Raw genomic sequence first — 26,453 nt, 5'->3', positions numbered from 1 at the left:
ATCTCCCTCGGGGGTTGTGTTCCGGTGGCCTATGGTGTAATTGGCAGCACGACTGATTCTGGTTCAGTTAGTCTTGGTTCGAGTCCAGGTAGGCCAGCTCGCAGAGCTCATCTGCAAAGCCCCCGTTGTGTAGCGGCCTAGCACGCTGCCCTCTCAAGGCAGTAGCGCCGGTTCGAATCCGGTCGGGGGTACAGATCCTTCCCGCGGGATCATCAGGGTCGCACCCGATGATCTCGATGCAGGATCGCTAGGGCCCCCGTTGTGTAGCGGCCTAGCACGCCGCCCTCTCAAGGCGGTAGCGCCGGTTCGAATCCGGTCGGGGGTACCAACTGGTCTATACCACCAGTGGCCTATGGTGTAATTGGCAGCACGACTGATTCTGGTTCAGTTAGTCTTGGTTCGAGTCCAGGTAGGCCAGCGGGATTGCGCAAGTGATCCACGCCCCCGTTGTGTAGCGGCCTAGCACGCCGCCCTCTCAAGGCGGTAGCGCCGGTTCGAATCCGGTCGGGGGTACAAGCGGGAGAAGTCCCCCAGTGACACTGGGGGACTTCTTCGCGTTCCGGCCCATCACGTCTCATGACACCGGCCTTGATGAGATCATGGTCGGAGCTCTTGGGGGAGAGGGGCGGGACATGACCAATTTCTGCGACGTCGCCGGGCTGCGCGCCAAGGAGACGCAGATCCTCGCCGACGCGGGGCAGGCGCTGGGCGCCGTGTACCTCGCCGGCTACGTGGTGGAGTGCCGCCTGAAACACTTCCTGCACGTCCGTGGGATCCCCTTCCCCAGAAGCGGCAGGGAAGGCCACAACCTGCGCGGACTGTGGGAGACGGCCTGCTTCCCCAAGCCCCCCGGACACGGAGGTCTCTTCCTCGCGCACTGGGGGACGGAGCTCCGCTACGCGACCGAACTTCCCAAGGGTGTCGACGCGGACGACCTGCTGAAGGGCGGACGCGACCTGGCAGGGTGGGTGTCGACCCGCATCAGGGACGCCGGCTCGAAGGCACGGGGCAGGAGCAGGGGAGTCGGGAGATGAAGGAGATGCGTAACGACATGCCGGACCGCGAAGCCATCGAAGAACTCGTCCGACACGTCACCGCCGCAGTGCCGGAGGCGGAAGTACACGCAGTCCCGGACTCCAGCGGGCTCCTCGTCCGGGTCGTGGCGGAAGCCTTCGCGTCGGTGGGGGAGGCGGAGCGCAAGCAGTGGGTGGACCGGGGCCTGCCCGCTACCGCCGCCGCTCGCGTGCACTCCTGGGAGCTGCTCACACCGGCCGAGGCGCAGTGGTACGGCGACCTGTCCGCCGACGCCGGGCGGACTCCCGGCTGGCCCCTCGCCTTCGAGCTCGCCGAGGGCGCCACCCCCCAGGACATCACGTTCGCGAGCGACCTCGACGACGACCTCGCCTCCGCGCCCGTCGTCACCTTCTACAGCCTCAAGGGCGGCGTCGGCCGCAGTACCGCCCTCGTGGCGGCCGCACGTCGACTCAGCAGCGAGCACGGCTTGCGGGTCCTGTGCATCGACATGGACCTCGAGGCCCCCGGTCTCGACACGCTGTTCGGGATCGAGGGGGAGGTCGGGAGCGACCAGGGCGTGCTCTCGGCCCTGCTCCAGTACGAGTTCGGCGACGAACCGTCGGTGTTGCAGCACGTCGTCCCGGTCGACGACGCCGGCCGCCTCTACTGCATGCCCGCGGGGAGGCTCGACAGCACGTACGCGGCGCAGCTCCGTTCCCTGGAGCCGGAGATCTGGTACCGCGAACGCGTCAACGCGCTCCACAAGCTCGTCGACGACGTCCGCACGTCCAACCTGCGGCCGGATGTCGTACTGATCGACTCGCGCACCGGTATGAGCCCGGTGGCCGCCCCCCTGCTGTTCGACGTCTCCGACATGGCGGTGGTCTGTTTCCACCCGCATGGACAGGCCCGGCCCGGCACCGAACTGCTGACCAAGGCGCTGCTGCGCTCCACCACGCGGAGGCCCGCCCGGGTGGCGCTGACCCCCGAGCCCAGGTTCGTCGTGTCCCCGATGCCGCCGGGCCTGAGTGCCGCGCGGCTGGCCGAGCGGGCGAAATCCTGGGTCGAGGGGTGGCTGGAGCCCTTCGGGACGGCACGCGGCGAAGCCCGCGCCCTCTCCGCGGAGGAGATCACCCACGTGGTCCCGTACAACGCCGACGTCGCCTTCTCGGACACGGTCGCCACGGCTGGGGGCGAGCTCGCCCCGTATGCGCGCATCGCCGACTGGATCGTCCAGATCGTGCCCGAGCCCGCCCCGGAACCGGCACTGCACCGCAGGACCTCCGCCGGCAAGGCCGCCGCGCTGCGGCAGTTGTCCTTCTCGACCGGCACGGCGGAACTCCTCGACCACGAGGAGTTCCTCCAGGACTACGTCGTCACCCGGCAGGTGAACGAGACGGCGGACCCCGACGTGCCGCTCATCCTGGGTCGCAAGGGCACGGGCAAGACCGCGCTGTTCCGCTGGCTCGCCGCCGGGGGGCTGGCCGGCTGGAAGCCCGTCTGCGTCGCCACCCCCAACCAGTTCCGTGAGCGTCCCGACTGGTCCTTCGGCCCTGAGAACTACGCCGCCATCGACGCGGCGCTGAACAGGAACCGCCTGGACTGGGGTGCCTTCTGGCAGGTGCTCGCGACCCTCGCCATCTACCGGACGCACGGGCCGGCTGCCGACCTGGGAGCGCCGCATCCGGCGATGGAGGGCATCGGACCGGGCGACTACGCGGCCACCCGGGTCATCGTGGACGTCCTGGCCGACCCCATGGGCCCCCTGCAGTGCGCCGACTGGCTGCGCAGGGCGGACGCGCAGGGAGACCGGCTCATCCTGTTGTTCGACGGCCTCGACACCGCGTTCGGGCACTCTCCCGATCACCGCAGGCTGCGCTCGGCGGCCATCTCCGGGCTGCTCACCAAGCAAGCGGACCTGGCCCCCCGGCTGAAGAACGTCCGTTTCAAGATCCTCGTCCGCCAGGACATCTGGCACAGCCTGCGCTTCGAGAACAAGAGCCATTTCTACGGTCTGTCGCGCAGGCTGCAGTGGGAGGAGCGCGAGGAGTACTTCAAGGTCGTCCTCAAGAGGGCCGTACGGGCCGAGGCGTTCCGCGAGATCCTCGGGGCCGTCAACGACCAGCTGCCGGAGACGGACGTGGCCTCCTGGAGCCCCGCGCAGGTCGCTGCGGCCTGGGGGGCCCTCGTGGGGGAGCGCATGCGTGGCGAGCGCACGGCCTTCACCTCCAACTGGGTCTGGAACCGCCTCGCGGACGGTAACGGGGACCACTCGCCGCGGTCACTGCTGCAGCTCTTCGCCGCGGCCCTGGAGTGGGAGCGGGAGGAGGAGAAGCGCAGCGGCTACGACCGGTCCGTACTGCGTCCCCGCAGCCTCGCCCTCAGCCTGGAGCGGGTGAGCGAGCCGGCACTCTCGGCCCTGCTGGACGAGGAGTTCCAGGAGCTCCGGGACGTGGCCAACGCGCTGCGCGAGTACGGCCGCACCCCGGTCGGGGAGGACGTCCTGGAAGAGGCGCTGGGCAAGACGCCGGAGGACCTCATCGGGCTGGCGCAGGAGGCCGGGCTGATCGCGGTCATCGATTCGGACGGTGCCGTCCGTTCGTTCAGGGTGCCCGACCTGTACCGGTGGGCACTGAGCGTCACGCGACGCGGCCCCATGTGACGCACCCCGGAGACGGATGGAGCCCTCCGTGTGAGCACGGAGGGCTCCGGTGTTCCGGTTGGGCCGGTTCCCGGCCCCGTACACGCGACCGGCCGGCCCCTGCGGCGTCGGAGGGGCCGGCCGGTGCGCGGTCGGACGTGAGCGGGGCGGACAGGGCCCCGCCCGGGGGTCAGCCGGAGCGGCGCAGGGCCTCCGAGAGGCGGCCGGCGGCGTCGATGACCGCCTGGGCGTGCATACGGCCCGGGTGGCGGGTCAGGCGCTCGATCGGCCCGGAGACGGAGACGGCGGCGACCACGCGGTTGGACGGGCCCCGCACGGGCGCGGAGACCGACGCGACGCCCGGCTCCCGCTCGCCGATCGACTGCGCCCAGCCGCGGCGCCGCACGCCCGACAGGGCCGTCGCCGTGAAGCGGGCGCCCTGCAGGCCCCGGTGCAGCCGCTCGGGCTCCTCCCAGGCCATCAGGATCTGCGCCGACGAGCCGGCCTTCATCGTCAGGGTCGAGCCCACCGGGACCGTGTCCCGCAGGCCGGACAGCCGCTCCGCGGCCGCCACGCAGATCCGCATGTCACCCTGGCGACGGTAGAGCTGGGCGCTCTCCCCGGTCACGTCGCGCAGATGCGTGAGCACCGGTCCCGCCGTGGCCAGCAGGCGGTCCTCACCGGCCGCGGCGGCCAGCTCGGCCAGCCGCGGGCCCAGGATGAACCGGCCCTGCATGTCCCTCGCCACCATCCGGTGGTGTTCCAGTGCCACGGCCAGCCGGTGGGCCGTGGGTCGTGCGAGCCCGGTCGCCGCGACCAGCCCGGCGAGGGTGGCCGGACCGGACTCCAGAGCGCTCAGAACCAGAGCTGCCTTGTCGAGAACGCCGACGCCGCTAGAGTTGTCCATGCAACGATACTCACGTCTCACTCTGTGAAACGCAAGTTCAATTTTCCCGGGATCTTGCCAACCTGGAGGGGCGGCCCGGGATCCACGGGTCCGCTGCCGGCGTCCAGCGCGCGCGTTCCGCGCGCGTCCACGGGGTGGGACGGGCGCGGGCGCACGTTCTCTAGATCGCCGGCACACCACGCCGGCCGGAGGGAAAGCGATGGGTAGGACACTCGCGGAGAAGGTCTGGGACGACCACGTCGTCCGGCGCGCCGAGGGCGAGCCCGACCTCCTCTTCATCGATCTGCACCTGCTGCACGAGGTGACCAGCCCCCAGGCCTTCGACGGTCTGCGCAAGAGCGGCCGCCCGGTCCGCAGGCTCGACCTGACCATCGCCACCGAGGACCACAACACCCCGACCCTCGACATCGACAAGCCCATCGCCGACCCCGTCTCCCGCGCCCAGCTGGAGACCCTGCGCAGGAACTGCGCGGAGTTCGGCGTCCGGCTGCACCCGCTGGGCGACGTCGAGCAGGGCGTCGTCCACGTCGTGGGCCCCCAGCTGGGACTGACCCAGCCCGGCATGACGGTCGTCTGCGGCGACTCGCACACCTCCACCCACGGCGCCTTCGGCGCGCTGGCCTTCGGCATCGGCACCTCGCAGGTCGAGCACGTGCTGGCCACGCAGACGCTGCCCATGGCCCGCCCCAAGACCATGGCCATCACCGTCGAGGGCGAACTGCCCGGCGGCGTCACCGCCAAGGACCTCATCCTGGCCATCATCGCCCGCATCGGCACCGGCGGCGGCCAGGGGTACGTCCTGGAGTACCGGGGCTCCGCCATCGAGAAGCTCTCGATGGAGGCCCGCATGACCATCTGCAACATGTCCATCGAGGCCGGCGCCCGCGCGGGGATGATCGCCCCCGACGAGACGACCTTCGCCTACCTGCGGGGCCGCGCCCACGCCCCCGAGGGCGCCGACTGGGACGAGGCCGTCGCGTACTGGCGGACCCTGCGCACCGACGACGACGCCGTCTTCGACGCCGAGGTCGTCATCGACGCCGCCGAGCTGTCCCCGTTCGTCACCTGGGGCACCAACCCCGGCCAGGGCGCTCCGCTTTCGGCGTCCGTCCCCGACCCCGCTTCGTACGAAGACGCTTCGGAGCGGTTCGCCGCCGAGAAGGCGCTGGAGTACATGGGCCTCACCGCCGGGCAGCCCCTGCGCGACATCAGGGTCGACACCGTCTTCGTCGGCTCCTGCACCAACGGCCGCATCGAGGACCTGCGCGCCGCCGCCGCCGTCCTGGAGGGCCGCAGGATCGCCGACGGCATCCGCATGCTGGTCGTCCCCGGCTCCGCCCGGGTGGGCCTCCAGGCCGTCGACGAGGGCCTGGACCGCGTCTTCAAGGAGGCGGGCGCCGAATGGCGGCACGCAGGTTGCTCCATGTGCCTGGGCATGAACCCCGACCAACTCGCGCCCGGCGAGCGCTCCGCGTCCACCTCCAACCGCAACTTCGAGGGCCGGCAGGGCAAGGGCGGCCGTACGCACCTGGTGTCCCCGCAGGTCGCCGCCGCCACCGCGGTCCTGGGCCACCTGGCCTCCCCGGCCGACCTGTCCGACGCCGAGACCCGTACGCCCGCTGGAGTCTGATCAGTCATGGAAGCATTCACCACGCACACCGGCCGGGCCGTCCCGCTGCGCCGCAGCAACGTCGACACCGACCAGATCATCCCGGCCCACTGGCTGAAGAAGGTCACGCGCGACGGCTTCGAGGACGGGCTGTTCGAGGCCTGGCGCAAGGACCCCGAGTTCGTCCTCAACCGACCCGAGCGGCAGGGCGCGACCGTCCTGGTCGCCGGCCCCGACTTCGGCACCGGCTCCTCGCGCGAACACGCCGTGTGGGCGCTGCAGAACTACGGCTTCAAGGCGGTCGTCTCCTCCCGCTTCGCCGACATCTTCCGCGGCAACTCGCTGAAGAACGGCCTGCTCACGGTGGTCCTGGACCAGCAGACCGTGGACCGGCTGTGGGAGCTGACCGAGGCCGACCCGCAGGCCGAGGTCACCGTCGACCTGGTCGCCCGCGAGGTCCGCGCCGAGGGTGTGACCGCCCCCTTCGAGCTCGACGAGAACGCCCGCTGGCGGCTGCTCAACGGCCTCGACGACATCAGCATCACGCTGCGCAACGAGGCGGACATCGCCGCGTACGAGGCGAGGCGCCCGGCGTACAAGCCGCGCACCCTCCAGTCCTGACCCGCCCGGGGCGTCGAGCCCCGCGCGGACCGCACGGTGCCCCCGGCCGACACGGCCGGGGGCACCGTCGTGTCCGGCACTGGCGTGAAACCGCCCATCCGGCCCCGCCGGAGGATGTGAACGCGGCCATCCGGCTGACACCGCGCGCCTGGGCGCGGGCCCCCGCCAACGCCGCGCGACGACGCCGAAAAGCGGCCCCGCAGAGCGGCAACCACGTTTGCGACCAGGCATGTTGGGCAGGGGGACCCTGTCGCGCCGACCGAGCCGGGCCGTGCCCCGAATGGCCGCCCGCGCAGGGTAGTTACCCCCTACGGAGGCGACAACTCGCCCCAGATGGCACAATCGGTGCATGGACCGCGACAGTCAACTCGAGCTCTACGAGGCGGTCGCGGCCCGGCTGAAAGAAGCGCACTCCCGGGTGCGCGCACTGCAAGTCCCGGAGGGCGTAAGGATGGCGCTGTCCCGGAAGCTGCTGGTCGTCACGGCCGCGGCGAAGCACGATCTCGCGGACGCGGCAAGGCGTCTGGACCGGCTGATGAAGGACCTCGACGAGGGCCGATTCCCTGAAGGGGACTGACCACCCGATGTCCGCGGAACGCTACTGCGTTGCGGCACAAGGGTGATTAGCCCGTTTCGTGTTTGATTTGCGGTATATATCTGCCTAACGTGCGAAAAAGCTTGAACACTTTCGTTCCGGCGAGGTCTCCGAAGGGGAAGACGTGAACAAGGCGCAGCTCGTAGAAGCGATTGCCGACAAGATGGGCGGCCGGCAGCAGGCCGCCGACGCCGTCGACGCGGTACTCGACGCGATCGTCCGTGCCGTGGTCGCCGGCGACCGGGTGTCGGTCACCGGCTTCGGCTCGTTCGAGAAGGTCGAGCGTCCGGCCCGCTACGCCCGCAATCCGCAGACCGGCGAGCGCGTGCGGGTCAAGAAGACCTCGGTTCCGCGCTTCCGCGCCGGTCAGGGCTTCAAGGACCTGGTCAGCGGCTCCAAGAAGCTCCCCAAGGGCGGCGAGGTCGCCGTCAAGAAGGCCCCCAAGGGCAGCCTTTCGGGCCCCCCGCCCACCATCGCCAAGGCCGCCGCCAAGAAGGCCGCGACCAAGAAGGCCGCCGCCAAGAAGACGGCGTCGCCCGCCAAGAAGACCACCGCCGCCGCCACGAAGAAGGCGACCCCGGCGAAGAAGACCACCACGGCCGCCGCCAAGAAGAGCACCTCGGCCACCACCGCCAAGAAGGCGACCCCGGCGAAGAAGGCCACCACCGCCAACGCCACCGCCAAGAAGACCACGGCGAAGAAGACCGCCCCCGCGAAGAAGGCCACCGCCAAGAAGGCGCCGGCCAAGAAGACCACCGCGCGCAAGACCACGCCCGCCAAGAAGACCGCCGCCAGGAGCAAGTAGCCGGCGGCCGCCACCCCACGGACCGCCCACCGGCGCCCACGGCGCCGTACCGGGCCGCGCCTCCCATCGGGCCACTCGCACGCGGGGCCGGGCTTCCCTCGGGGGAGCCCGGCCCGCCGTGTCCCCGCGAGCCGTCGGGACGCGGCGGGGCGTGGCGGGAGTCAGAAGGTCTGCAGCGTCACCAGCGTGATCCGCGGGGCGTCGGCGGGCCCCTCCGTCTCGATCCGCACGCGCTGCCCGGGTCGCAGCAGCCGCAGCCCGCCCGCGTCGAACGCCTCCGCGCCGAACTCCACCGGGGTGCCGTCGTCCAGCAGCACGCTGCCGCTGCGGGTCTCGGGGTCGTACGTGTACGCGGTCGCCTGCATGCCCCGCAGCCTATCCCGCCGTCCCGCGCCCCGCGCCGCCGCTCCACGCCCCGCCGGGGCCCTCCTGCGGCCACACCACCGGCCCCGCCGGACCGCTCGGCCACCGCCCCGCAGACCACCCCGCAGGCCGCCCAGCCGACCGCCCGCGCCGGGCGCCTGCCCGCCGTCCGGGCCGCCGCCCGTCGCCCCGCGCCCGCTCACCCCGCCGAACGTGCCGCCGCCCGGCAGCGCGCGGCCGTCCACGGGCCCACGCCCAGCCCCAGCGCCGCCCGCAGGTCCGCCCCCGTGTCCACGTCCCGGCGCACGGAGGGCACTCCGGCGAGCAGGATTTCCACCGCGCCCGACGCCGAATGCCGACTCCGCGACGCGCCCCCGAAAGCCGGCCGCAATTGCATTCCCGGCGCCGCCGACAGGAAAGTCGTACCGATATCCGCGGCATCCGCCAGAAAGGCCCGCGGGAAAACCGCCGCCACCGCCAGCACCCGCGCCAGCTCCACCGGGCGCAGCGCCGGCAGGTCGGCGTTGAGTGCCGCCACCGCCGCCCGCGGCCGCCGCTCCCGCACCGCTCCGGCGCCGTACGCGAGAGCCGCGTTGAGCCCTGCCCCGGGCCGGTCGGGCAGCACCCGCGCGCCGAGCGCCCGCAGGGCCCGGCCGGCCCGCGGGTCGTCCGTGACGACCACCACATCCCCTACCGCCGGGCAGGCCAGCGCCGCCGCCACCGTGTCCTGCGCGAACGCCAGCGCGAGCCCCCGCCGCTCCACCGGGCCGACGGCGTCCGAGAGCCTGCTCTTGGCGAGGGCGAGGGGTTTCAGCGGCACCACCACCGACCAGGGCCCGCCCGCGGCCCGCTCCGCGCCGGCCCGCGCCGCCGGCTCTCCGTCCGTGTCCATCCCGACCATTGTGGCGCGACCGGCCACGACCCGGAGAGCCCGCCCGGGAGGCGGGGCGTACCGTGTTCTCGACAGAGCAGGGGACCGGGGCGACACTTGACCCCCGCCCAGAGCGAGTTCCCCGCAGTCCCGCAGGAAGGTGTCCGCGTGTCCCGCCGCAGAATCGGCTTCTGGTACCGCCTCGCGGCGGTCATCGCAAAACCGCCGTTGGTGGTTCTGTTCAAGCGGGACTGGCGTGGAACGGAGAACATCCCGGCCGACGGCGGATTCATCACGGCCGTCAACCACAACTCCTACCTCGACCCGCTCTCGTACGCGCACTACCAGTACAACACCGGACGCGTACCGCGGTTCCTCGCGAAAGCCGGACTGTTCAAAGGCGCCTTCGTCGGCATGATGCTCCGCGGCACCGGGCAGATCCCCGTGTACCGCGAGACCACCAACGCCCTGGACGCCTTCCGCGCCGCGGTCGCCGCCATCGAGCGCGGCGAGTGCGTGGCCTTCTACCCCGAGGGCACCCTCACCCGCGATCCCGAGATGTGGCCCATGGCGGGCAAGACCGGCGCCGCGCGCGTCGCCCTGCTCACCAAGGCGCCCGTCATCCCCGTCGCCCAGTGGGGCGCCAACCTGGCGATGCCGCCCTACGCCAAGCGGGACAGGCTCCGCCTCTTCCCGCGCAAGACGCTGACCGTGGTGGCGGGCCCGCCCGTCGACCTGTCACGCTTCCACGACGTGGAGCCCACCAACGAGGTGCTGCGCGAGGCCACCGAGGAGATCATGCGGGCCATCACCGCGCTCCTGGAGGACATCCGCGGCGAACAGGCACCCGACGAACCGTACGACCACCGCAGGGCCCGTCTGGCGCAGCGCCGCCGGGCCGCAGGGGAGGAAGCCAAGTGACACGCCCCGTCAAGGCAGCCGTCTTCGGCACCGGCTCGTGGGGCACGGCCTTCGGCGTGGTCCTCGCCGACGCCGGCTGCGACGTCACCCTGTGGGGACGCCGCCCCGAGGTGGCCGACGCCGTCAACACCACGCGGACCAACCCGGACTACTTCCCCGGTGTGGAACTGCCCGCCAACCTCCGCGCCACCTGCGACCCCGCCGAGGCGGCCGCCGGCGCCGACTTCACCGTGCTGGCCATCCCGTCCCAGACGCTGCGCGGCAACCTCGCCGCGTGGGCGCCGGCGCTCGCCCCCGACACCGTCCTCGTGTCGCTGATGAAGGGCGTCGAACTCGGCACCTGCAAGCGGATGAGCGAGGTCGTGCAGGAGGTCGCCGGCGTCGGCGCCGACCGCGTCGCCGTCGTCACCGGGCCCAACCTCGCCAAGGAGATCGTGGCCCGCATGCCGGCCGCCGCGGTCGTGGCCTGCCGCGACGAGACGGTCGCCCGGCGGCTCCAGGCCGCCTGCCACACCCCCTACTTCCGCCCGTACACCAACACCGACGTCGTCGGCTGCGAACTGGGCGGCGCCGTCAAGAACGTCATCGGCCTCGCCGTCGGCATCGCGGACGGCATGGGCCTCGGGGACAACGCCAAGGGCTCCCTCATCACCCGCGGCCTCGCCGAGACCACCCGCCTGGGCCTCGCCATGGGCGCCGACCCGCTCACCTTCTCCGGTCTGGCCGGCCTCGGCGACCTCGTCGCCACCTGCTCCTCGCCGCTCTCCCGGAACCACACCTTCGGCACCAACCTCGGCAAGGGCATGACGCTCCAGGAGACCATCGCGGTCACCCGCCAGACCGCCGAAGGGGTCAAGTCCTGCCAGTCCGTCCTGGACCTGGCGCACCGGCACGGTGTCGACATGCCGATCACCGAGACCGTCGTCGGCATCGTCCACGAGGGAAAGCCGCCGATGGTGGCCCTCAAGGAGCTGATGTCGCGCAGCGCCAAGCCCGAGCGGCGCTGACGCCGCCCCTACGAGCGGGTACGCTCAACGCGATATGAGCAGCGAGAACCTCCCCACCAGCCCCGGGCGTAAGCCGCGCGTGGCCGTCGTCTTCGGCGGACGCAGCTCCGAGCACGCCATCTCCGTCGTCACGGCCGGCGCCGTCCTGCGCGCCATCGACCGGACGAAGTACGACGTGCTGCCCATCGGCATCACCACCGACGGCCGCTGGGCGCTGACCGCCGACGCCCCGGAGCGGATGGCCATCGCCGACCGCGCGCTGCCCAGCGTCGACGACCTGGCCGAGTCCACCGAGGGCAGCGTCGTGCTCTCCGCCGACCCCACCAGCCGGGAGATCGTCTACACGGAGCCCAGCTCCGTGCCGAAGGCCCTCGGCGAGGTCGACGTGGTCTTCCCCGTGCTGCACGGCCCGTACGGCGAGGACGGCACCCTCCAGGGCCTGCTGGAGCTCGCCGGCGTGCCCTACGTCGGCGCCGGCGTCCTCGCCTCGGCGGTCGGCCAGGACAAGGAGTACATGAAGCGCGTCTTCACCTCCTTCGGCCTGCCCGTCGGCCCGTACACCGTGGTCCGCCCCCGCGAGTGGGAGAACGACCCGGCCGGCGCCCGCCGGCGGATCGTCGACTTCGCCGCCGAGCACGGCTGGCCGCTCTTCGTGAAGCCCGCCCGCGCCGGCTCCTCCATCGGCATCACCAAGGTCGTGGACGAGTCCGGGCTGGACGCCGCCGTCGCCGAGGCCCGCCGCCACGACCCGAAGGTCGTCGTCGAGTCGCTGCTCACCGGCCGTGAGATCGAGTGCGGCGTCCTGGAGTTCGAGGACGGGCCGCGCGCCAGCGCCCCGGCCTGGATCCCGCCCGTCGGCGACCACGACTTCTACGACTTCGACGCCAAGTACATCGACTCGGCGTCCGGCGTCGTACCCGCCCCCATCACGGCGGAGCAGACCGCAGAGGTGCAGCGGCTGGCCGTCGCCGCGTTCGAGGCGGCGTCCTGCGAGGGGCTGGTCCGCGCGGACTTCTTCCTCACTGACGGGGGCGAGTTCGTCATCAACGAGATCAACACCATGCCGGGCTTCACCCCGATCTCGATGTACCCGCGCATGTGGGAGGCGAGCGGAGTGGACTACCCCGAGCTGGTCGACCGCCTCGTCCAGGCGGCCCTGCGCCGCCCGACCGGCCTGCGCTAGCGCCACCGCCGCCACCGCCGCCCTGCCCGGGCGGCCCCGCCCGGTCCGCGACGCGCCCGGCACCGCCGGACACCGCGCCGCGGGCCCGGCGTCACAGGCTCGGCGGGACGGTCCTGCTCACGGGGCCGGCGAACGCCACGAGCGGGCCCGTGTCGTGCGCGAACCGCTCGTCCAGCGACACCTCCACGTACGCCTTGCGGTACGTGGAGGTGAAGCGCGGACCGTCGCCCTCGCGCTGCTCGACCAGCCAGGCCACGCCGTCCGCCTCGATCGCCTCGGCCTGCGGATCGCTCATCCTGGCGGGCCGGGGGACCCCGCAGCGCAGTACGATCGCCCCGTCCCCCCAGGCGGCGGTCAGTTCGGAACGCGGCTTTGTGCCGGTCCGTTCCAGGCCCGCGACCGTGTCCGGAAGCTCCGCGTGCAGCGCCCGGCAGGCGGCGGCCGCCTCCCCGGGCGGGGAGGGGACCGGGACCGGCGCCCCGGCGCCCGTGGAACAGCCCGCGGCCGTCGCCAGCAGCACGGCGGCGGCGCCGGCCGCGGCGGACGGGCGGAGGTACCGGTGGGAGGACTTCACCGGCTCAGCGTAGACGGGGGCTACAGGTGGACGACCGGGCAGGTCAGCGTACGGGTGATGCCTTCCACCTGCTGGACCTTGGCGACGACCATGCGGCCGAGCTCGTCGACCGTGTCGGCCTGGGCGCGCACGATCACGTCGTACGGACCGGTGACGTCCTCGGCCTGGAGCACGCCGGGGATCTTCCCGATGGTGTCGGCGACCAGCGACGCCTTCCCCACCTCGGTCTGAATCAGGATGTACGCCTGTACCACGAAACCTCCAGGGCGGCCGCGGGGATCATCCTGGGCTGCGAGGACCCAGGGGAGAAAGGGACGCCACGGTACCGCGTCGCCGCGCGCCGCGGGGAGACCCCCGGGTCCGGACGCGCCCGCGGTGTGGCGCGTGACAGGCAGAAGTTGACGGCTGGGGCCGTCTCAATGACCGTAACCACAGCAGTGACGGCTCGCGACCGCAACCGCACGATGACCAGTCGGTCGTACGGTGAGCCCACGACGACATGGAGAGGTGGACCTCGGTGAAGGGCACTGTCGGCGAGCTCGGGGAGTTCGGGCTCATCAGGGAGCTCACCTCCCGGCTCACCACCACCCCGGCGGTACGGATCGGGCCGGGGGACGACGCCGCCGTCGTGGCCGCACCCGACCGGCGCGTGGTCGCCAGCACGGACATCCTGCTGGAGGGCCGCCACTTCCGGCGCGACTGGTCCACCGCGTACGACGTCGGACGGAAGGCCGCCGCGCAGAACCTCGCCGACATCGCCGCCATGGGCGCCGTCCCCACCGCGCTCCTCCTCGGCCTGGTCGTCCCCGCCGAACTCCCCGCCACCTGGCCCACCGAGCTGATGGACGGGCTGCGCGACGAGTGCCAGGTCGCGGGGGCGGCCGTGGTCGGCGGCGACGTCGTGCGCGGCGAGACCATCACCGTCTCCATCACCGCCCTCGGCGACCTGCGCAACCACGAGCCGGTCACCCGGGGCGGCGCCCAGCCCGGCGACGTCGTCGCCTACACCGGCTGGCTCGGCTGGTCCGCCGCCGGCTACGCGGTCCTCTCCCGCGGCTTCCGCTCGCCCCGCGCCTTCGTCGAGGCGCACCGGCGCCCGGAGCCGCCGTACCACGCGGGTCCCGCGGCGGCCTCCCTGGGCGCCACCGCGATGTGCGACGTCAGCGACGGCCTGATCGCCGACCTCGGGCACATCGCCGAGGCCAGCAAGGTCCGCATCGACCTGCGCTCGGCGGCCATCGACATCCCCACGCAGATGAACGACATCGGCCAGGCCGTCGGTGTCGACCCGCTCCAGTGGGTCCTCACCGGGGGCGAGGACCACGCCATCGTGGCGACCTTCCCGCCGGACGTGAAGCTGCCCGCCCGCTGGAAGGTCATCGGCGGCGTCCTCAACCCCTCGGCGCTGCCCCAGGTCACCGTCGACGGCGCCCCCTGGCACACCGCGGGCGGCTGGGACCACTTCGGCGGCCCGTACGGGGCCGGGGAGTGAGCCGCCGCCCGGCCCCGCCGCGGGTGCTGACCGTCGCCGGGTCCGACTCCGGCGGCGGCGCCGGCGTCCAGGCGGACCTGAAGACGATGCTGGCCCTCGGCGTCCACGGCATGAGCGTGCTCACCGCCGTCACCGCGCAGAACTCGCTGGGCGTCCAGGGCGCCTGGGAGCTGCCGGAGGAGGCGGTACGGGCGCAGTACCGCAGCGTCGTCGACGACATCGGCGTACAGGCCGTGAAGACCGGCATGCTCGCGTCGGCCCCGCTCGTCGAGACGGTGGCCGAGCTGCTGGCCGGGACGGACGCCCCGGCGGTCGTCGACCCGGTCGGCGTCTCCAAGCACGGTGACTCCCTGCTCGCCGAGTCCGCCCTCGACTCCGTACGGGAGCGGCTGCTGCCGGTGGCGACGGTGGCGACGCCGAACCTCGACGAGGTGACCCAGCTCACCGGGGTGCGCGTGGCGACGGAGCGCGACCTGCGGCGGGCCGCCGGCGCCGTGCTGGAGTTCGGGCCCCGCTGGGCGCTGATCAAGGGCGGGCACCTGCCCGACGGCGCCGAGGCGGTCGACCTGCTCACCGACGGCCGCGAGGAGTACTGGCTGCGGGCGCCGCGCCACGACAACCGGCACACCCACGGCACGGGCTGCACCCTCGCCTCCGCGGTCGCCGCGGGCCTGGCGCGGGGCCGGAGCGTGCCGGACGCGGTGCGCGGCGCGAAGGAGTACGTCACCGGGGCCATCGCGGCCGGCTTCGCCCTGGGCGGCGGGATCGGCCCGGTCGACCACGGCTGGCGGTTCCGCTCCCCCTGACCGCTCCGACCGCACGCTCCCGCCCGCCGTGGGAGGGGGCGTGCGGTCGGCCGGCGCCCGGGTACAGCAAGAAGCCGGCCCACCCGAAGGTGGACCGGCTTCCAAGGCAACCGCAGAGGCTGCGCTACGACGAAACGTCGCCGCGATCACCCCCGCTTACGCGGGGAACCGTGATTAGCGCGAGACCTTGCCGGCCTTGATGCACGAGGTGCAGACGTTGAGCCGCTTCGGCGTCCGACCGACCACGGCACGCACGCGCTGGATGTTCGGGTTCCAGCGACGGGACGTACGGCGGTGCGAGTGCGAAATGTTGTTGCCGAAGCCCGGCCCCTTGCCGCAGACGTCGCAGTTGGCAGCCACGGGTCACTCCAAAGACTTCAGATGCACTTACAGTGAAATCCGGCGAGCCGGAATCAGGTCGGTGACGTTTGCAGGTCGGTGACTGAAGTGGCGTTGCCGGGGGATGTCCCGACTTTCATCGGGCAACCGGAGCAGCATACAACGGCCACTTCGGTAGAACGAAACTACCACGGACGGGCGGGCACCCGACCCGGCCCCCCGCCCCGACCGGGGTCTACCCTGCGGTGCAGCCCACACCCGGCGCCCGGGTCGTGGGGGACCCCCGAGGAGGATCACCAGGTGCCGGACAAGTTGGGGCGGGACCTCGACCCCGCAGCGATCCGTGCCTGGTGCGCACTGGCCCTGGACGCCCTCGGCCGGGAGCGCGAGGAGATCGACGCGATCAACGTCTACCCGGTCGCCGACGGGGACACCGGCACCAACCTCTACCTGACCGTCGAGGCCGCCGCCCAGGCCGTGGAGGCCGTCTTCACGGCGCACGCCGCGGGCGGCACCACCCCGGGCCCCGCCGACGCCGTGCGCGCGATGGCCCACGGCGCGCTGATCGGCGCCCGCGGCAACTCCGGCACCATCCTGGCGCAGCTGCTGCGCGGCATGGCCGGCGTCCTGTCCCGCGGCTGTGACGGACCCCACCTCGCACAGGCGCTGCGCACCGCCTCCGCCGCCGCCCGTCAGGCCGTGGCGCACCCCGTCGAGGGCACGATCCTGAGCGTCGCCGCGGCGGCCGCCCGCGCGGCCGACGCCTCGGTGGGCGCTGCCTCCACGGAGGCTGCCTCCCCGGACGCTGCTTCCCCGGAGGCTCCCTCCCCGGACGCTGCTTCCACGGGCGGTGGCGCGTCGGCCGGTGACCCGGCGGCCGCCGCGGCCGGCGGCCCCTCGCCGGAGGCCGTGGCCCGCGCCGCGTACGAGGGTGCCCGCGCCGCCCTGGAGGAGACGCCGGCCCAGCTCGCCGTGCTCGCCCGCGCCGGGGTCGTGGACGCCGGCGGCCGCGGCCTCGTCACCGTGCTGGGCGCCCTCCTGGAGGCCGTCTCGGGCGAGTCACCCGCCCGTACGCGCCGCCCCCGCCGCGGCGCCGACACGCCGCGCCCCGCCGCGCCGGCCCCGGGGGAGCCCTGCGCGGCGGACGGGCCCGCGTACGAGGTGATCTACCTGCTGGAGGCGGACGACGACGCGGTGGCCCGGCTGCGCGACCGCCTCGACACCCTCGGCGACTCCCTGGTCGTCGTCGGCGGGGACGGGCTGTGGAACGTCCACGTCCACGTCGACGACGCGGGCGCCGCCCTGGAGGCCGGCATCGAGGCGGGCCGCCCGCACCGCATCCGCGTCACCCACTTCGCCGGCGACGCCGCCAGGGCCGCCGCGGGACCGGCCGAGCCGGCGCAGCGCGCCGTCGTCGCCGTCGTACCCGGTGAGGGACTCGCCGAGCTGTGCGCGCACGCGGGCGCCACCACCGTGCTCGCCCGCCCCGGCGAACCCCCGGCCAGCGGCGAGCTGGTCGACGCGATCCGCCGGGCCCACGCGCGGGAGGTGGTCCTCCTGCCGAACGCGACCGAGCTGCGCCACACCGCCGCCGCGGCCGCCGAGCAGGCCCGGACCGAGGGCGTCCGCGTAGCCCTCATCCCCACCCGGGCCGCCGTCCAGGGCATCGCCGCGCTCGCCGTCCACGAGCCGGGGCGCCGCTTCGACGAGGACGTCGTCGCCATGACCGCGGCGGCCGGCGCCACCCGGTACGGCGAAGTGGCCTGCGCCGAGCACCAGTCGTTCACCTCCGCCGGCGTGTGCCAGGCCGGCGACGTCCTCGGGCTCATCGACGGCGACGTCGCCGTGATCGGCGACGACCTGGCGCGGACGGCCGAGGACGTCCTGGACCGGATGCTGTCGGGCGGCGGCGAACTGGTCACCCTGGTCCTGGCCGCGGACGCCCCGCCGACCCTCGCGTCCCGTCTGGAGGCGCACGTACGCGGCCGGCACCTCGCTGTCGACACCTGCGTCCACCACGGCGGCCGGTTGCACGCGCCGCTGCTCATCGGGGTCGAGTGACCCCCGCGCCCGCCCCGCGCTGACGGGCCCCGGCCGCGGGGCTGCCGCCCGCTGTCGGCGGCGTGGTGTGGAATGGAGGCGTTGCGACCACGAGGGAGGGACGCTGTGCTCGGTGAGCCGCTGAAGAAGGTGCTCGGCCCGGCCACGGCCAAGGTGATGGCCGAGGCCCTCGACCTGCACACGGTCGGCGACCTCCTGCACCACTACCCGCGGCGGTACGCCGAGCGCGGCGAGCTGACCACGCTCGCCGACCTGCCGCTCGACGAGCACGTCACGGTGGTGGCCCGCGTCGCCGACGCGCGCGTGCTGACGTTCAACGGCGCCAGGGGGCGCGGCCAGCGCCTGGAGGTGACCATCACCGACGGGAGCGGCCGGCTGCAACTGGTCTTCTTCGGCAAGGGCGTCCACAAGCCGCACAAGGACCTCCTGCCCGGCACGCGCGCGATGTTCTCCGGCAAGGTCTCCGTCTTCAACCGCAAGACGCAGCTCGCCCACCCCGCGTACGAGCTGCTGCGCGGCGAGGAGGGCGAGGGCGCCGTCGACAGCTGGGCCGGGGCGCTCATCCCGATCTACCCCGCCACGACCAAGCTGGAGTCCTGGAAGATCGCCAAGGCGGTCGACGCGGTGCTGCCCCGCGCGGCGGACGCGCTCGACCCGCTGCCGCCCGCGCTGCGCGAGGGCCGCGGCCTCACCGACCTCCCCGACGCCCTGCGCAGGATCCACCGCCCCCGCACCAGGGCCGACGTCGCCGAGGCCCGCGAACGGCTCAAGTGGGACGAGGCGTTCGTCCTCCAGGTCGCCCTCGCCCGCCGGCGGTACGCCGACGCCCAACTGCCCGCGGTGGCGCGCAGGCCGGTCCCGGGCGGACTGCTGGACGCCTTCGACGCCCGGCTGCCGTTCACCCTCACCGAGGGCCAGCAGAAGGTGTCGAAGGAGATCTTCGACGACCTGGCCACCGAGCACCCCATGCACCGCCTCCTCCAGGGCGAGGTCGGCAGCGGCAAGACGATGGTCGCGCTGCGGGCGATGCTCGCCGTCGTCGACGCGGGCGGGCAGGCCGCGATGCTCGCGCCGACCGAGGTCCTCGCCCAGCAGCACCACCGCTCCGTCACCGAGATGATGGGCGAGCTCGCCCAGGGCGGCATGCTCGGCGGTGCCGAGCACGCCACCAAGGTCGTGCTGCTCACCGGCTCCATGAGCACCGCCGCGCGCCGCCAGGCCCTGCTCGACCTCGTCACCGGCGAGGCGGGCATCGTCATCGGCACCCACGCGCTGATCGAGGACAAGGTCAAGTTCCACGACCTGGGCCTGGTGGTCGTGGACGAGCAGCACCGCTTCGGCGTCGAGCAGCGCGACGCTCTGCGCGGCAAGGGCAAGCAGCCGCCGCACCTGCTGGTCATGACGGCCACGCCCATCCCGCGCACGGTCGCCATGACCGTCTTCGGCGACCTGGAGACCTCCGTCCTGGACCAGCTGCCCGCCGGCCGCTCCCCGATCGCCAGCCACGTCGTGCCCGCCGCCGACAAGCCGCACTTCCTGGCCCGCGCCTGGGAGCGGGTCCGCGAGGAGGTGGAGGGCGGCCACCAGGCGTACGTGGTCTGCCCCCGCATCGGCGACGAGGAGGACGAGAGGAAGGACGAGAAGAGGAAGGCCGCCGAGGACGGGGCCGACAAGCGGCCGCCGCTCGCCGTCCTGGACGTCGCCGACCAGCTCGCGAAGGGCCCGCTGGCGGGCCTGCGCGTCGAGGCCCTGCACGGCAGGATGGCCCCCGACGACAAGGACGCCGTGATGCGCCGCTTCGCCGCGGGCGACGTCGACGTCCTGGTCGCGACGACCGTCATCGAGGTCGGCGTGAACGTCCCCAACGCCACCGCCATGGTGATCATGGACGCGGACCGGTTCGGCGTCTCCCAGCTGCACCAGCTGCGCGGCCGGGTGGGTCGCGGCTCCGCCCCGGGGCTCTGCCTCCTGGTCACCGAGATGCCCGAGGCGAGCCCGGCCCGCGGGCGCCTCGCCGCCGTCGCCGCCACCCTCGACGGCTTCGAGCTGTCCCGCATCGACCTGGAGCAGCGCCGCGAGGGCGACGTGCTCGGCCAGGCCCAGTCGGGCGTCCGCTCCTCCCTGCGCGTGCTGGCCGTCATCGAGGACGAGGAGGTCATCGCCGCCGCCCGCGAGGAGGCGGTGGCCGTCGTCGCCGCCGACCCCGGGCTGGAGCACCTCCCGGAGCTGCGCACCGCGCTGGCCGCCCTCCTCGACGAGGAGCGGGAGCAGTACCTGGAGAAGGGCTGACGCACGCCCGGACCGCTCTGCCCATATCGTGGAACCGAGACCGCGGGAGCCGACCGACGCCCGCGGACGACCGACGCCCGCCGACGGCCCGGGCCCGAGCCTCAGCCCGAGCCCGAGCCCGACCCCGACCCCGCCGGCGGACGACCGACGCCCGGGGACGACCGAGACAAGGACCGACATGACCCGCGTGATCGCCGGCGCGGCCGGCGGACGCCGCCTGGCCGTACCGCCGGGCAACGGCACCCGACCCACCTCGGACCGGGCGCGCGAGGGCCTGTTCTCCACCTGGGAGTCGCTGCTCGGCACCCTCGACGGCATCCGCGTCGCCGACCTGTACGCCGGTTCGGGCGCCGTGGGGCTGGAGGCCCTCTCCCGCGGCGCCTCGCACGTCCTGCTCGTCGAGGCCGACGCCCGGGCCGCCCGCACCGTCCGGGAGAACGTCCGGGCCCTCGGCCTGCCGGGCGCCGAGGTCCGCACCGGCCGGGCCGAGCAGGCCACCGCGGGCCCCGCGCCGGCCGAGCCGTACGACGCGGTCTTCCTGGACCCGCCGTACGCCGTCCCGGACGACGATCTTCGCGAGATACTCCTCACACTCCGCGCCCAGGGGTGGCTCGCGCAGGACGCGCTCGTCACCGTGGAGCGCAGCACCAGGGGTGGGGAATTCGGCTGGCCGGAAGGGTTCGAGCCGCTACGGGCCCGTCGCTACGGCGAGGGAACGTTTTGGTACGGTCGCGCCGCCTCTACGTGCGAAGACGCACCATGACCGGACCGGAGAGCGAGGGACTTCAGTTGCGCCGAGCAGTCTGTCCGGGGTCGTTCGACCCCATCACCAACGGACATCTCGACATCATCGCCCGCGCCTCCAAGCTGTACGACGTCGTGCACGTGGCCGTGATGATCAACAAGTCGAAGCAGGGCCTGTTCACCGTCGAGGAGCGCATGGACCTGATCCGCGAGGTCACCGGCGCCTACGACAACGTCGAGGTCGAGGCCCACCACGGGCTGCTGGTCGACTTCTGCAAGGACCGCGGCATCCCCGCCATCGTCAAGGGGCTGCGCGCGGTCAGCGACTTCGACTACGAGTTGCAGATGGCCCAGATGAACAACGGCCTCACCGGTGTCGAGACCCTCTTCGTCCCGACCAATCCCACCTACAGCTTCCTCTCCTCCTCCCTGGTCAAGGAGGTGGCGGCGTGGGGCGGCGACGTCTCGCACCTGCTGCCGCCGGCCGTCCACGAGGCGCTGGTGGCCCGGCTGCGCGAGAAGTGACCCCCGGGTGATCGTCTGACGAAACGTCAGATGGTCTCCGGCGGACGCCCGCTGGCCGTACAGTCGTGGCGTCCGTCTTCCCATCCGGCTGTAGAGAGTGGCGAGCACACGGTGGACGTGCAGAAGAAGCTCGACGACATCGTCGAGGCGGTCGGGAACGCCCGCTCCATGCCCATGTCGGCCTCCTGCGTGGTGAACCGAGCGGAACTGCTCGCGATGCTGGACGAGGTGCGCCAGGCCCTGCCGGGCTCCCTCGCCCAGGCCGAACAGCTCATCGGCGGCCGCGAGCAGCTGGTCGAGCAGGCCCGCCGCGAGGCCGAGCGGATCATCGAGGCGGCCCACGCCGAGCGCGGCTCCCTCGTCTCCGACAGCCAGGTGGCCCGCAGGTCGCAGGAGGAGGCCGACCGCATCCTCGCCGACGCCCGCCGCGAGGCCGAGGAGATCCGCGCCGAGGCCGACGACTACGTCGACTCCAAGCTCGCCAACTTCGAGGTCGTCCTCACCAAGACCATCGGCTCCGTCGACCGCGGGCGCGAGAAGCTCCTCGGCCGCGGCCCGGGCCTGGACGAGCAGGGGTACGCCGACGAGGACGCCCCCGAGCACAGCTCCGACCCGCAGACCCTCGTCCAGCGGGCCGACGCCTACGTCGACGCCAAGCTGAGCGCCTTCGAGGCCGTCCTCAGCAAGACCCTCGAAGCGGTCGGCCGCGGCCGCCAGAAGCTCCACGGCCGGTCCGAGGCCGACGCCCTCGGCGAGCACATGGCCGCCCAGGACGCCGCGGGCCCGCTCCAGCCGCACACCAGCGACGCCGACTACCTGGCAGGCCTCGCCGAGCTCGCCGACCCCCAGCCGGCCGCGGCGCCCGCCGTGCCCCCAGCCGTCCCCGTACCGCCGCAGGCCCCGCCGCCGCCCGCCCGGCAGCCCGACCCGTACGGCTACGCGGACCCGCAGCCGCAGGACGCCTACGCGTACCGGCAGGACGCGTACGCCTACCAGCAGCAGGGGTACGACCAGACGCCCCAGGGCTACGCCGCCCAGGACCCCCAGGGGTACGCCCAGGCCCCCGCTCCCCAGGGCTACGACCACGGCGGCACCCAGGGCTACGACCAGGCCGGTTACGCCCAGCCCCAGGGCTACGGCGGCGACCCCGACCCGTACGCCTACCAGCAGCAGCCCCCGGCGCCCCCGCTCCCGCCGGCGCAGCAGGGCGGCGCACTGGACGAGACGAGCTTCTTCGACACCGGCATGATCGACCTGGAGCAGCTGCGCCGCTACGAGCAGGGCCACGGCCAGGGCCGCTGACCCCGGTCGCCCCTCCCGCCCGCGACCGCCCCGATTGGGCCCTGGGCGAAGCGTCCAGTATCCTGGCTCTTCGGTCGCGAGTACGTCCGCGGTCCCGGCTGCCCACCCGGCCCCCGTCGCGACGACGGGCGCACGAGTGAGGCGGCCCCTCCCGATTCCGAAAGATTCCGAAAGCAGGAAGAGCCCTGAGTACGCGCCTCGACCACCGCAACCCCCTCGTGTTCGACACGCACGAGCTGGGGCGGCGTCCTGGTGCCCTCCAGCGGATCACCCGCGAGGTGGCGGCCCCCGCCGACCTCGGCATCGACGGAGTCATCGGCGTACCGGAGGGCTCGCCCGTCGAGCTCGACCTCCGCCTCGAGTCGGTCATGGAAGGGGTGCTCGTCACGGGCACCGCCCGTGCCACGGCTCAGGGGGAGTGCGTAAGGTGTCTGGAGCCGCTGCGCCGAGAGGTCGCCGCGGACTACCAGGAGATGTTCTCGTATCCCGACCCCGACGGCGGCGATGCCCGGGGCCACCGCAAGGCGGCCGCGGACGACGACGTCGAGGACGACGAGGACATCACCCCCCTCGAGGACGGCATGTTCGACCTCGAGCCCGTGCTGCGTGATGCGGTGGTGCTCGCACTGCCGATGCAGCCGGTGTGCCGGGAGGACTGTGCCGGGCTGTGCGCCGAATGCGGCGTCGACCTGAACGAGAACCCGGACCACCACCATGACGCCGTCGACATCCGTTGGGCGGCACTGCAGGGACTCGCCGGTTCACTCGGAACCGACGAGAAGGACGACATGAGCGGCGCCGAAGCGGGCGTCGACGAGAAGCAGGAGAAGTAGCCGTGGCTGTTCCGAAGCGGAAGATGTCGCGCAGCAACACGCGCCACCGCCGGTCGCAGTGGAAGGCTGCGGTCCCCACCCTGGTTTCGTGCGAGCGTTGCCAGGAGCCGAAGCTGCAGCACATCGCGTGCCCCAGCTGCGGCACGTACAACAAGCGCCAGGTCCTCTCGGTCTGAGCGGGCTGGTGAGAGGCACCGTGTCTAGCCACACAACGGCGGATGACGCCAAGAAGCAGGCGGACAACACGGCCTCGTCCCACACGCTTCTGGAAGGGCGGCTCGGGTACCAGCTCGAGTCCGCCCTTCTGGTGCGTGCGCTGACCCACCGTTCGTACGCGTACGAGAACGGCGGTCTGCCCACCAACGAGCGGCTGGAGTTCCTCGGGGACTCCGTGCTCGGCCTGGTGGTCACGGACACGCTGTACCGCACCCACCCCGACCTGCCCGAAGGCCAGCTGGCCAAGTTGCGGGCCGCGGTGGTCAACTCGCGTGCGCTGGCGGAGGTCGGCCGCGGCCTCGACCTGGGCTCCTTCATCCGGCTCGGCCGCGGTGAAGAGGGCACGGGCGGCCGGGACAAGGCGTCCATCCTCGCCGACACCCTCGAAGCGGTGATCGGCGCGGTCTACCTCGACCAGGGCCTCGACGCGGCGTCCGAGCTGGTGCACCGGCTCTTCGACCCGCTGATCGAGAAGTCCTCGAACCTCGGCGCCGGCCTGGACTGGAAGACCAGCCTCCAGGAGCTGACCGCGGCCGAGGGCCTCGGCGTTCCGGAGTACCTGGTCACCGAGACGGGTCCGGACCACGAGAAGACCTTCACTGCTGCCGCCCGCGTCGGTGGTGTCTCGTACGGCACCGGCACCGGCCGCAGCAAGAAGGAAGCGGAGCAGCAGGCCGCGGAGTCCGCCTGGCGGGCCATCCGTGCCGCCGCGGACGAGCGGGAAGCCGCGGCGAAGGCCGCGGCCGAGGCCGGAGAGGTCGCCGACCCCTCTCCCTCGCCCGTTCCCGAGCCGGCGGGCCCCGCCGGCGCGCCCGACGCGGCGGCCGCGGCCGACCCGGCCTCGGCCTGAGGCGGCGGCCCGGTCCCCTCGGGGGCCGGGCGGCCGCCCGACCCGCTTCCGCCCCGTCGCACCGGATCCCCGGTACGGCGGGGCTTCCCCCGTTCCCGCCCTTCCCCTCCCCCCACCAGGAGCGCCGTGCCCGAGCTGCCCGAGGTCGAAGTCGTCCGGCGGGGCCTCGAACGGTGGGTGAGCGGCCGTACCGTCGCCGCCGTGGAGGTGCTGCACCCGCGCGCCGTCCGGCGGCACGTCGGGGGCGGCGAGGACTTCGCGGCCCGCCTCGCCGGCCACCGCGTCGGCGCGGCCCGGCGGCGCGGCAAGTACCTGTGGCTGCCGCTGGACGACGCGGACGCCGCGGTCCTCGGCCACCTCGGCATGAGCGGCCAGCTCCTCGTCCAGCCGGAGGACGCCCCCGACGAGCGGCACCTGCGCGTCCGCATACGCTTCGACGACGCCCTCGGCACCGAGCTGCGCTTCGTCGACCAGCGCACCTTCGGCGGGCTCTCCCTCCACGAGACCGACCCGCAGGGGCTGCCCGACGTCATCGCGCACATCGCCCGCGACCCCCTGGACCCGGCCTTCGACGACGCCGCCTTCCACGCCGCCCTGCGACTGCGCCGCACCACCGTCAAGCGGGCCCTGCTCGACCAGAGCCTCATCAGCGGCGTCGGCAACATCTACGCCGACGAGGCCCTGTGGCGCAGCCGGATCCACTACGACCGCCCCACCGCCGCCCTCACCCGGCCGCGCTCGTACGAACTGCTCGGCCACGTCCGGGACGTCATGAACGCCGCGCTGGCGGTCGGCGGCACCAGCTTCGACAGCCTGTACGTCAACGTCAACGGCGAGTCGGGCTACTTCGACCGGTCGCTCGACGCCTACGGGCGCGAGGACGAGCCCTGCCGGCGGTGCGGCACACCGATCCGCCGCCGCCCGTGGATGAACCGGTCCAGCTACTTCTGCCCGCGCTGCCAGCGCGCCCCGCGCCCGGCCCCGCACCTCTGACCGCCCCCGCCCGGCGCCACTACCGGACGCGGCCCGGGGCACACGTACGTACGGGAACGCCTACTCGCTGACGTCGCCGCACGCCGCCGTGGCTCGTTGAAGACGGGGAGAGCCGCCACCGCAGCACCGTCGGCACACGGCGCGCGGCGCGCACCACGCCGAACGAGGAGACCGTATGAGCACGCCCGTCGTTTCCATCGCCTACCACTCCGGCTACGGCCACACCACCGTCCTCGCCGAGGCCGTCCGGGACGGCGTCGCCGACGCCGGCGCCACCGCCCGGCTCCTGCGGGTCGACGAGCTGACCGAGGCCGACTGGGCGCTGCTGGACGCCTCGGACGCGATCGTCTTCGGCTCGCCCACGTACATGGGCACGGCCTCCGGCGCCTTCCACGCCTTCGCCGAGGCCACGTCCGGACGCTGGTTCACCGGGGCCTGGCAGGACAAGCTGGCGGCCGGGTTCACCAACTCCGCCTCCAAGAGCGGCGACAAGCCGCACACCCTGCACTACTTCCAGACTCTCGCCGCCCAGCACGGAATGCACTGGATCAACCTCGGCCTCAAGCCGGGCTGGAACTCCAGCACCGGCTCCGAGAACGACCTCAACCGCCTCGGCATCTTCGCCGGCGCGAGCGCCCAGACCAACAACGACCAGGGCCCCGAGGCGGTCCACAAGGCGGACATCGCCACGGCCGAACACCTCGGCCGCCGCGTGGCCACCACAGCCGCCACCTTCACCGCCGGCCGCACCGCCCGCACCACCTGACGCGGCCCTCCCACCCGCCGCTGCACCATGGCTGGGCGGCCTCGGCGTGACGGCGGCGCCTCCGGCCGGACGACAGGCGATGCCAGGGTGGGGCGCGTGCCGCAGATGACGGGGGTCGTCCGCCCG

General features: G+C 73.2%; 27 protein-coding genes and 5 tRNA genes. 26 read left to right on the top strand and 6 right to left on the bottom strand.

Annotated elements, in window-relative coordinates; genetic code table 11:
• The first annotated feature begins 25 nt into the window (after positions 1-25).
• From LPA54_RS12810 to LPA54_RS12780, 7 genes are all read left to right on the top strand, one after another.
• Positions 26-97 (top strand) — tRNA-Gln (locus LPA54_RS12810).
• Between the two features lie 21 nt (positions 98-118).
• Positions 119-191, top strand: a tRNA-Glu gene (locus tag LPA54_RS12805).
• A gap of 61 nt (positions 192-252) precedes the next feature.
• Positions 253-328 (top strand) — tRNA-Glu (locus LPA54_RS12800).
• An 18-nt stretch (positions 329-346) separates the two neighbouring features.
• Positions 347-418: transfer RNA gene (locus LPA54_RS12795), tRNA-Gln, on the top strand.
• 22 nt (positions 419-440) lie between these two features.
• Positions 441-513, top strand: a tRNA-Glu gene (locus tag LPA54_RS12790).
• Between the two features lie 119 nt (positions 514-632).
• Positions 633-1,034, top strand: coding sequence for a hypothetical protein (locus LPA54_RS12785; RefSeq protein ID WP_228976924.1), 402 nt, complete (start codon positions 633-635; stop codon positions 1,032-1,034).
• Positions 1,031-3,676: a ParA family protein gene (locus LPA54_RS12780; protein WP_228976922.1), complete on the top strand. Its 2,646-nt coding sequence runs from the start codon at positions 1,031-1,033 to the stop codon at positions 3,674-3,676. The genes LPA54_RS12785 and LPA54_RS12780 overlap by 4 nt, the downstream gene beginning before the upstream one ends.
• Before the next feature lie 169 nt (positions 3,677-3,845).
• Here the strand turns inward: LPA54_RS12780 and ndgR are convergent, their stop codons facing one another.
• Positions 3,846-4,562: an IclR family transcriptional regulator NdgR gene (ndgR, locus tag LPA54_RS12775; RefSeq protein ID WP_058942291.1), complete on the bottom strand. Its 717-nt coding sequence runs from the start codon at positions 4,560-4,562 to the stop codon at positions 3,846-3,848.
• A gap of 199 nt (positions 4,563-4,761) precedes the next feature.
• On the opposite strand from ndgR, the gene leuC reads away from it, so the two are divergent.
• From leuC to LPA54_RS12755, 4 genes are all read left to right on the top strand, one after another.
• A complete protein-coding gene (gene leuC / locus LPA54_RS12770) occupies positions 4,762-6,192 on the top strand; it encodes a 3-isopropylmalate dehydratase large subunit (RefSeq protein WP_228976919.1) in 1,431 nt (476 codons plus the stop codon).
• A 6-nt stretch (positions 6,193-6,198) separates the two neighbouring features.
• A complete protein-coding gene (gene leuD / locus LPA54_RS12765; RefSeq protein ID WP_228976917.1) occupies positions 6,199-6,792 on the top strand; it encodes a 3-isopropylmalate dehydratase small subunit in 594 nt (197 codons plus the stop codon).
• 349 nt (positions 6,793-7,141) lie between these two features.
• Complete coding sequence (locus LPA54_RS12760) at positions 7,142-7,369, top strand: hypothetical protein (protein WP_058942294.1); 228 nt, start codon at positions 7,142-7,144, stop codon at positions 7,367-7,369.
• Between the two features lie 142 nt (positions 7,370-7,511).
• Complete coding sequence (locus LPA54_RS12755; RefSeq protein ID WP_228976914.1) at positions 7,512-8,192, top strand: HU family DNA-binding protein; 681 nt, start codon at positions 7,512-7,514, stop codon at positions 8,190-8,192.
• Positions 8,193-8,353: 161 nt separating this feature from the next.
• Here the strand turns inward: LPA54_RS12755 and LPA54_RS12750 are convergent, their stop codons facing one another.
• Positions 8,354-8,557 carry a hypothetical protein gene (locus LPA54_RS12750; protein ID WP_228976912.1) on the bottom strand — a complete coding sequence of 68 codons (204 nt, stop codon included), beginning with the start codon at positions 8,555-8,557 and terminating at the stop codon, positions 8,354-8,356.
• Positions 8,558-8,754: 197 nt separating this feature from the next.
• On the bottom strand, positions 8,755-9,447 hold the full coding sequence (gene cofC, locus LPA54_RS12745) for a 2-phospho-L-lactate guanylyltransferase (protein ID WP_228976910.1): 693 nt from the start codon (positions 9,445-9,447) through the stop codon (positions 8,755-8,757).
• 147 nt (positions 9,448-9,594) lie between these two features.
• Here cofC and LPA54_RS12740 point away from each other — a divergent pair, with 147 nt between their 5' ends.
• The 3 genes from LPA54_RS12740 to LPA54_RS12730 are packed head-to-tail and all read left to right on the top strand — an operon-like array spanning position 9,595 to position 12,537.
• Positions 9,595-10,347, top strand: a complete 753-nt coding sequence (locus tag LPA54_RS12740) for a 1-acyl-sn-glycerol-3-phosphate acyltransferase (RefSeq protein WP_228976908.1) — start codon at positions 9,595-9,597, stop codon at positions 10,345-10,347.
• Positions 10,344-11,354, top strand: coding sequence for an NAD(P)H-dependent glycerol-3-phosphate dehydrogenase (locus LPA54_RS12735; RefSeq protein ID WP_228976905.1), 1,011 nt, complete (start codon positions 10,344-10,346; stop codon positions 11,352-11,354). The genes LPA54_RS12740 and LPA54_RS12735 overlap by 4 nt, the downstream gene beginning before the upstream one ends.
• Positions 11,355-11,388: 34 nt before the next feature.
• On the top strand, positions 11,389-12,537 hold the full coding sequence (locus tag LPA54_RS12730) for a D-alanine--D-alanine ligase family protein (RefSeq protein WP_228976899.1): 1,149 nt from the start codon (positions 11,389-11,391) through the stop codon (positions 12,535-12,537).
• A gap of 91 nt (positions 12,538-12,628) precedes the next feature.
• On the opposite strand, the gene LPA54_RS12725 is transcribed toward LPA54_RS12730, so the two are convergent.
• Entirely contained in the window at positions 12,629-13,111 is a 483-nt protein-coding gene (locus LPA54_RS12725) for a DUF3515 family protein (RefSeq protein ID WP_228976897.1), read from the bottom strand.
• A 20-nt stretch (positions 13,112-13,131) separates the two neighbouring features.
• Entirely contained in the window at positions 13,132-13,365 is a 234-nt protein-coding gene (locus LPA54_RS12720; protein WP_228976894.1) for an Lrp/AsnC family transcriptional regulator, read from the bottom strand.
• Positions 13,366-13,628: 263 nt separating this feature from the next.
• Here LPA54_RS12720 and LPA54_RS12715 point away from each other — a divergent pair, with 263 nt between their 5' ends.
• Together LPA54_RS12715 and thiD are read left to right on the top strand one after the other, a co-directional pair.
• On the top strand, positions 13,629-14,603 hold the full coding sequence (locus tag LPA54_RS12715) for a thiamine-phosphate kinase (protein WP_228976892.1): 975 nt from the start codon (positions 13,629-13,631) through the stop codon (positions 14,601-14,603).
• Positions 14,600-15,409 (top strand): bifunctional hydroxymethylpyrimidine kinase/phosphomethylpyrimidine kinase, encoded by an 810-nt coding sequence (gene thiD / locus LPA54_RS12710; RefSeq protein ID WP_228976891.1) that lies wholly within the window; start codon positions 14,600-14,602, stop codon positions 15,407-15,409. The genes LPA54_RS12715 and thiD overlap by 4 nt, the downstream gene beginning before the upstream one ends.
• Before the next feature lie 174 nt (positions 15,410-15,583).
• On the opposite strand, the gene rpmB is transcribed toward thiD, so the two are convergent.
• Positions 15,584-15,769: a 50S ribosomal protein L28 gene (rpmB, locus tag LPA54_RS12705; protein ID WP_003957616.1), complete on the bottom strand. Its 186-nt coding sequence runs from the start codon at positions 15,767-15,769 to the stop codon at positions 15,584-15,586.
• Between the two features lie 279 nt (positions 15,770-16,048).
• Here rpmB and LPA54_RS12700 point away from each other — a divergent pair, with 279 nt between their 5' ends.
• The 10 genes from LPA54_RS12700 (at position 16,049) to LPA54_RS12655 (ending at position 26,327) form a co-directional block, all read left to right on the top strand.
• Positions 16,049-17,809 (top strand): DAK2 domain-containing protein, encoded by a 1,761-nt coding sequence (locus LPA54_RS12700; protein ID WP_228976888.1) that lies wholly within the window; start codon positions 16,049-16,051, stop codon positions 17,807-17,809.
• A gap of 72 nt (positions 17,810-17,881) precedes the next feature.
• A complete protein-coding gene (gene recG / locus LPA54_RS12695) occupies positions 17,882-20,098 on the top strand; it encodes an ATP-dependent DNA helicase RecG (RefSeq protein ID WP_228976886.1) in 2,217 nt (738 codons plus the stop codon).
• A 178-nt stretch (positions 20,099-20,276) separates the two neighbouring features.
• Entirely contained in the window at positions 20,277-20,861 is a 585-nt protein-coding gene (rsmD, locus tag LPA54_RS12690; RefSeq protein WP_228976884.1) for a 16S rRNA (guanine(966)-N(2))-methyltransferase RsmD, read from the top strand.
• A gap of 26 nt (positions 20,862-20,887) precedes the next feature.
• Entirely contained in the window at positions 20,888-21,367 is a 480-nt protein-coding gene (gene coaD / locus LPA54_RS12685; RefSeq protein WP_228977001.1) for a pantetheine-phosphate adenylyltransferase, read from the top strand.
• A gap of 111 nt (positions 21,368-21,478) precedes the next feature.
• Positions 21,479-22,669 carry an ATP synthase F0 subunit B gene (locus LPA54_RS12680; protein WP_228976883.1) on the top strand — a complete coding sequence of 397 codons (1,191 nt, stop codon included), beginning with the start codon at positions 21,479-21,481 and terminating at the stop codon, positions 22,667-22,669.
• A 218-nt stretch (positions 22,670-22,887) separates the two neighbouring features.
• On the top strand, positions 22,888-23,502 hold the full coding sequence (locus tag LPA54_RS12675; RefSeq protein ID WP_228976881.1) for a DUF177 domain-containing protein: 615 nt from the start codon (positions 22,888-22,890) through the stop codon (positions 23,500-23,502).
• 2 nt (positions 23,503-23,504) lie between these two features.
• Positions 23,505-23,678, top strand: coding sequence for a 50S ribosomal protein L32 (gene rpmF, locus LPA54_RS12670; protein ID WP_015036448.1), 174 nt, complete (start codon positions 23,505-23,507; stop codon positions 23,676-23,678).
• Positions 23,679-23,698: 20 nt separating this feature from the next.
• Positions 23,699-24,568: a ribonuclease III gene (gene rnc / locus LPA54_RS12665; protein ID WP_228976879.1), complete on the top strand. Its 870-nt coding sequence runs from the start codon at positions 23,699-23,701 to the stop codon at positions 24,566-24,568.
• A gap of 126 nt (positions 24,569-24,694) precedes the next feature.
• Positions 24,695-25,561, top strand: coding sequence for a bifunctional DNA-formamidopyrimidine glycosylase/DNA-(apurinic or apyrimidinic site) lyase (gene mutM, locus LPA54_RS12660; RefSeq protein ID WP_228976876.1), 867 nt, complete (start codon positions 24,695-24,697; stop codon positions 25,559-25,561).
• Positions 25,562-25,736: 175 nt separating this feature from the next.
• Positions 25,737-26,327, top strand: coding sequence for a flavodoxin family protein (locus tag LPA54_RS12655; RefSeq protein WP_228976874.1), 591 nt, complete (start codon positions 25,737-25,739; stop codon positions 26,325-26,327).
• Positions 26,328-26,453: the final 126 nt, after the last annotated feature.

Origin of the sequence: Streptomyces sp. DH12 (assembly GCF_020873895.1) — a bacterium.
Lineage (GTDB): Bacteria > Actinomycetota > Actinomycetes > Streptomycetales > Streptomycetaceae > Streptomyces.
This window is presented reverse-complemented; position numbering and strand designations above follow the sequence as displayed.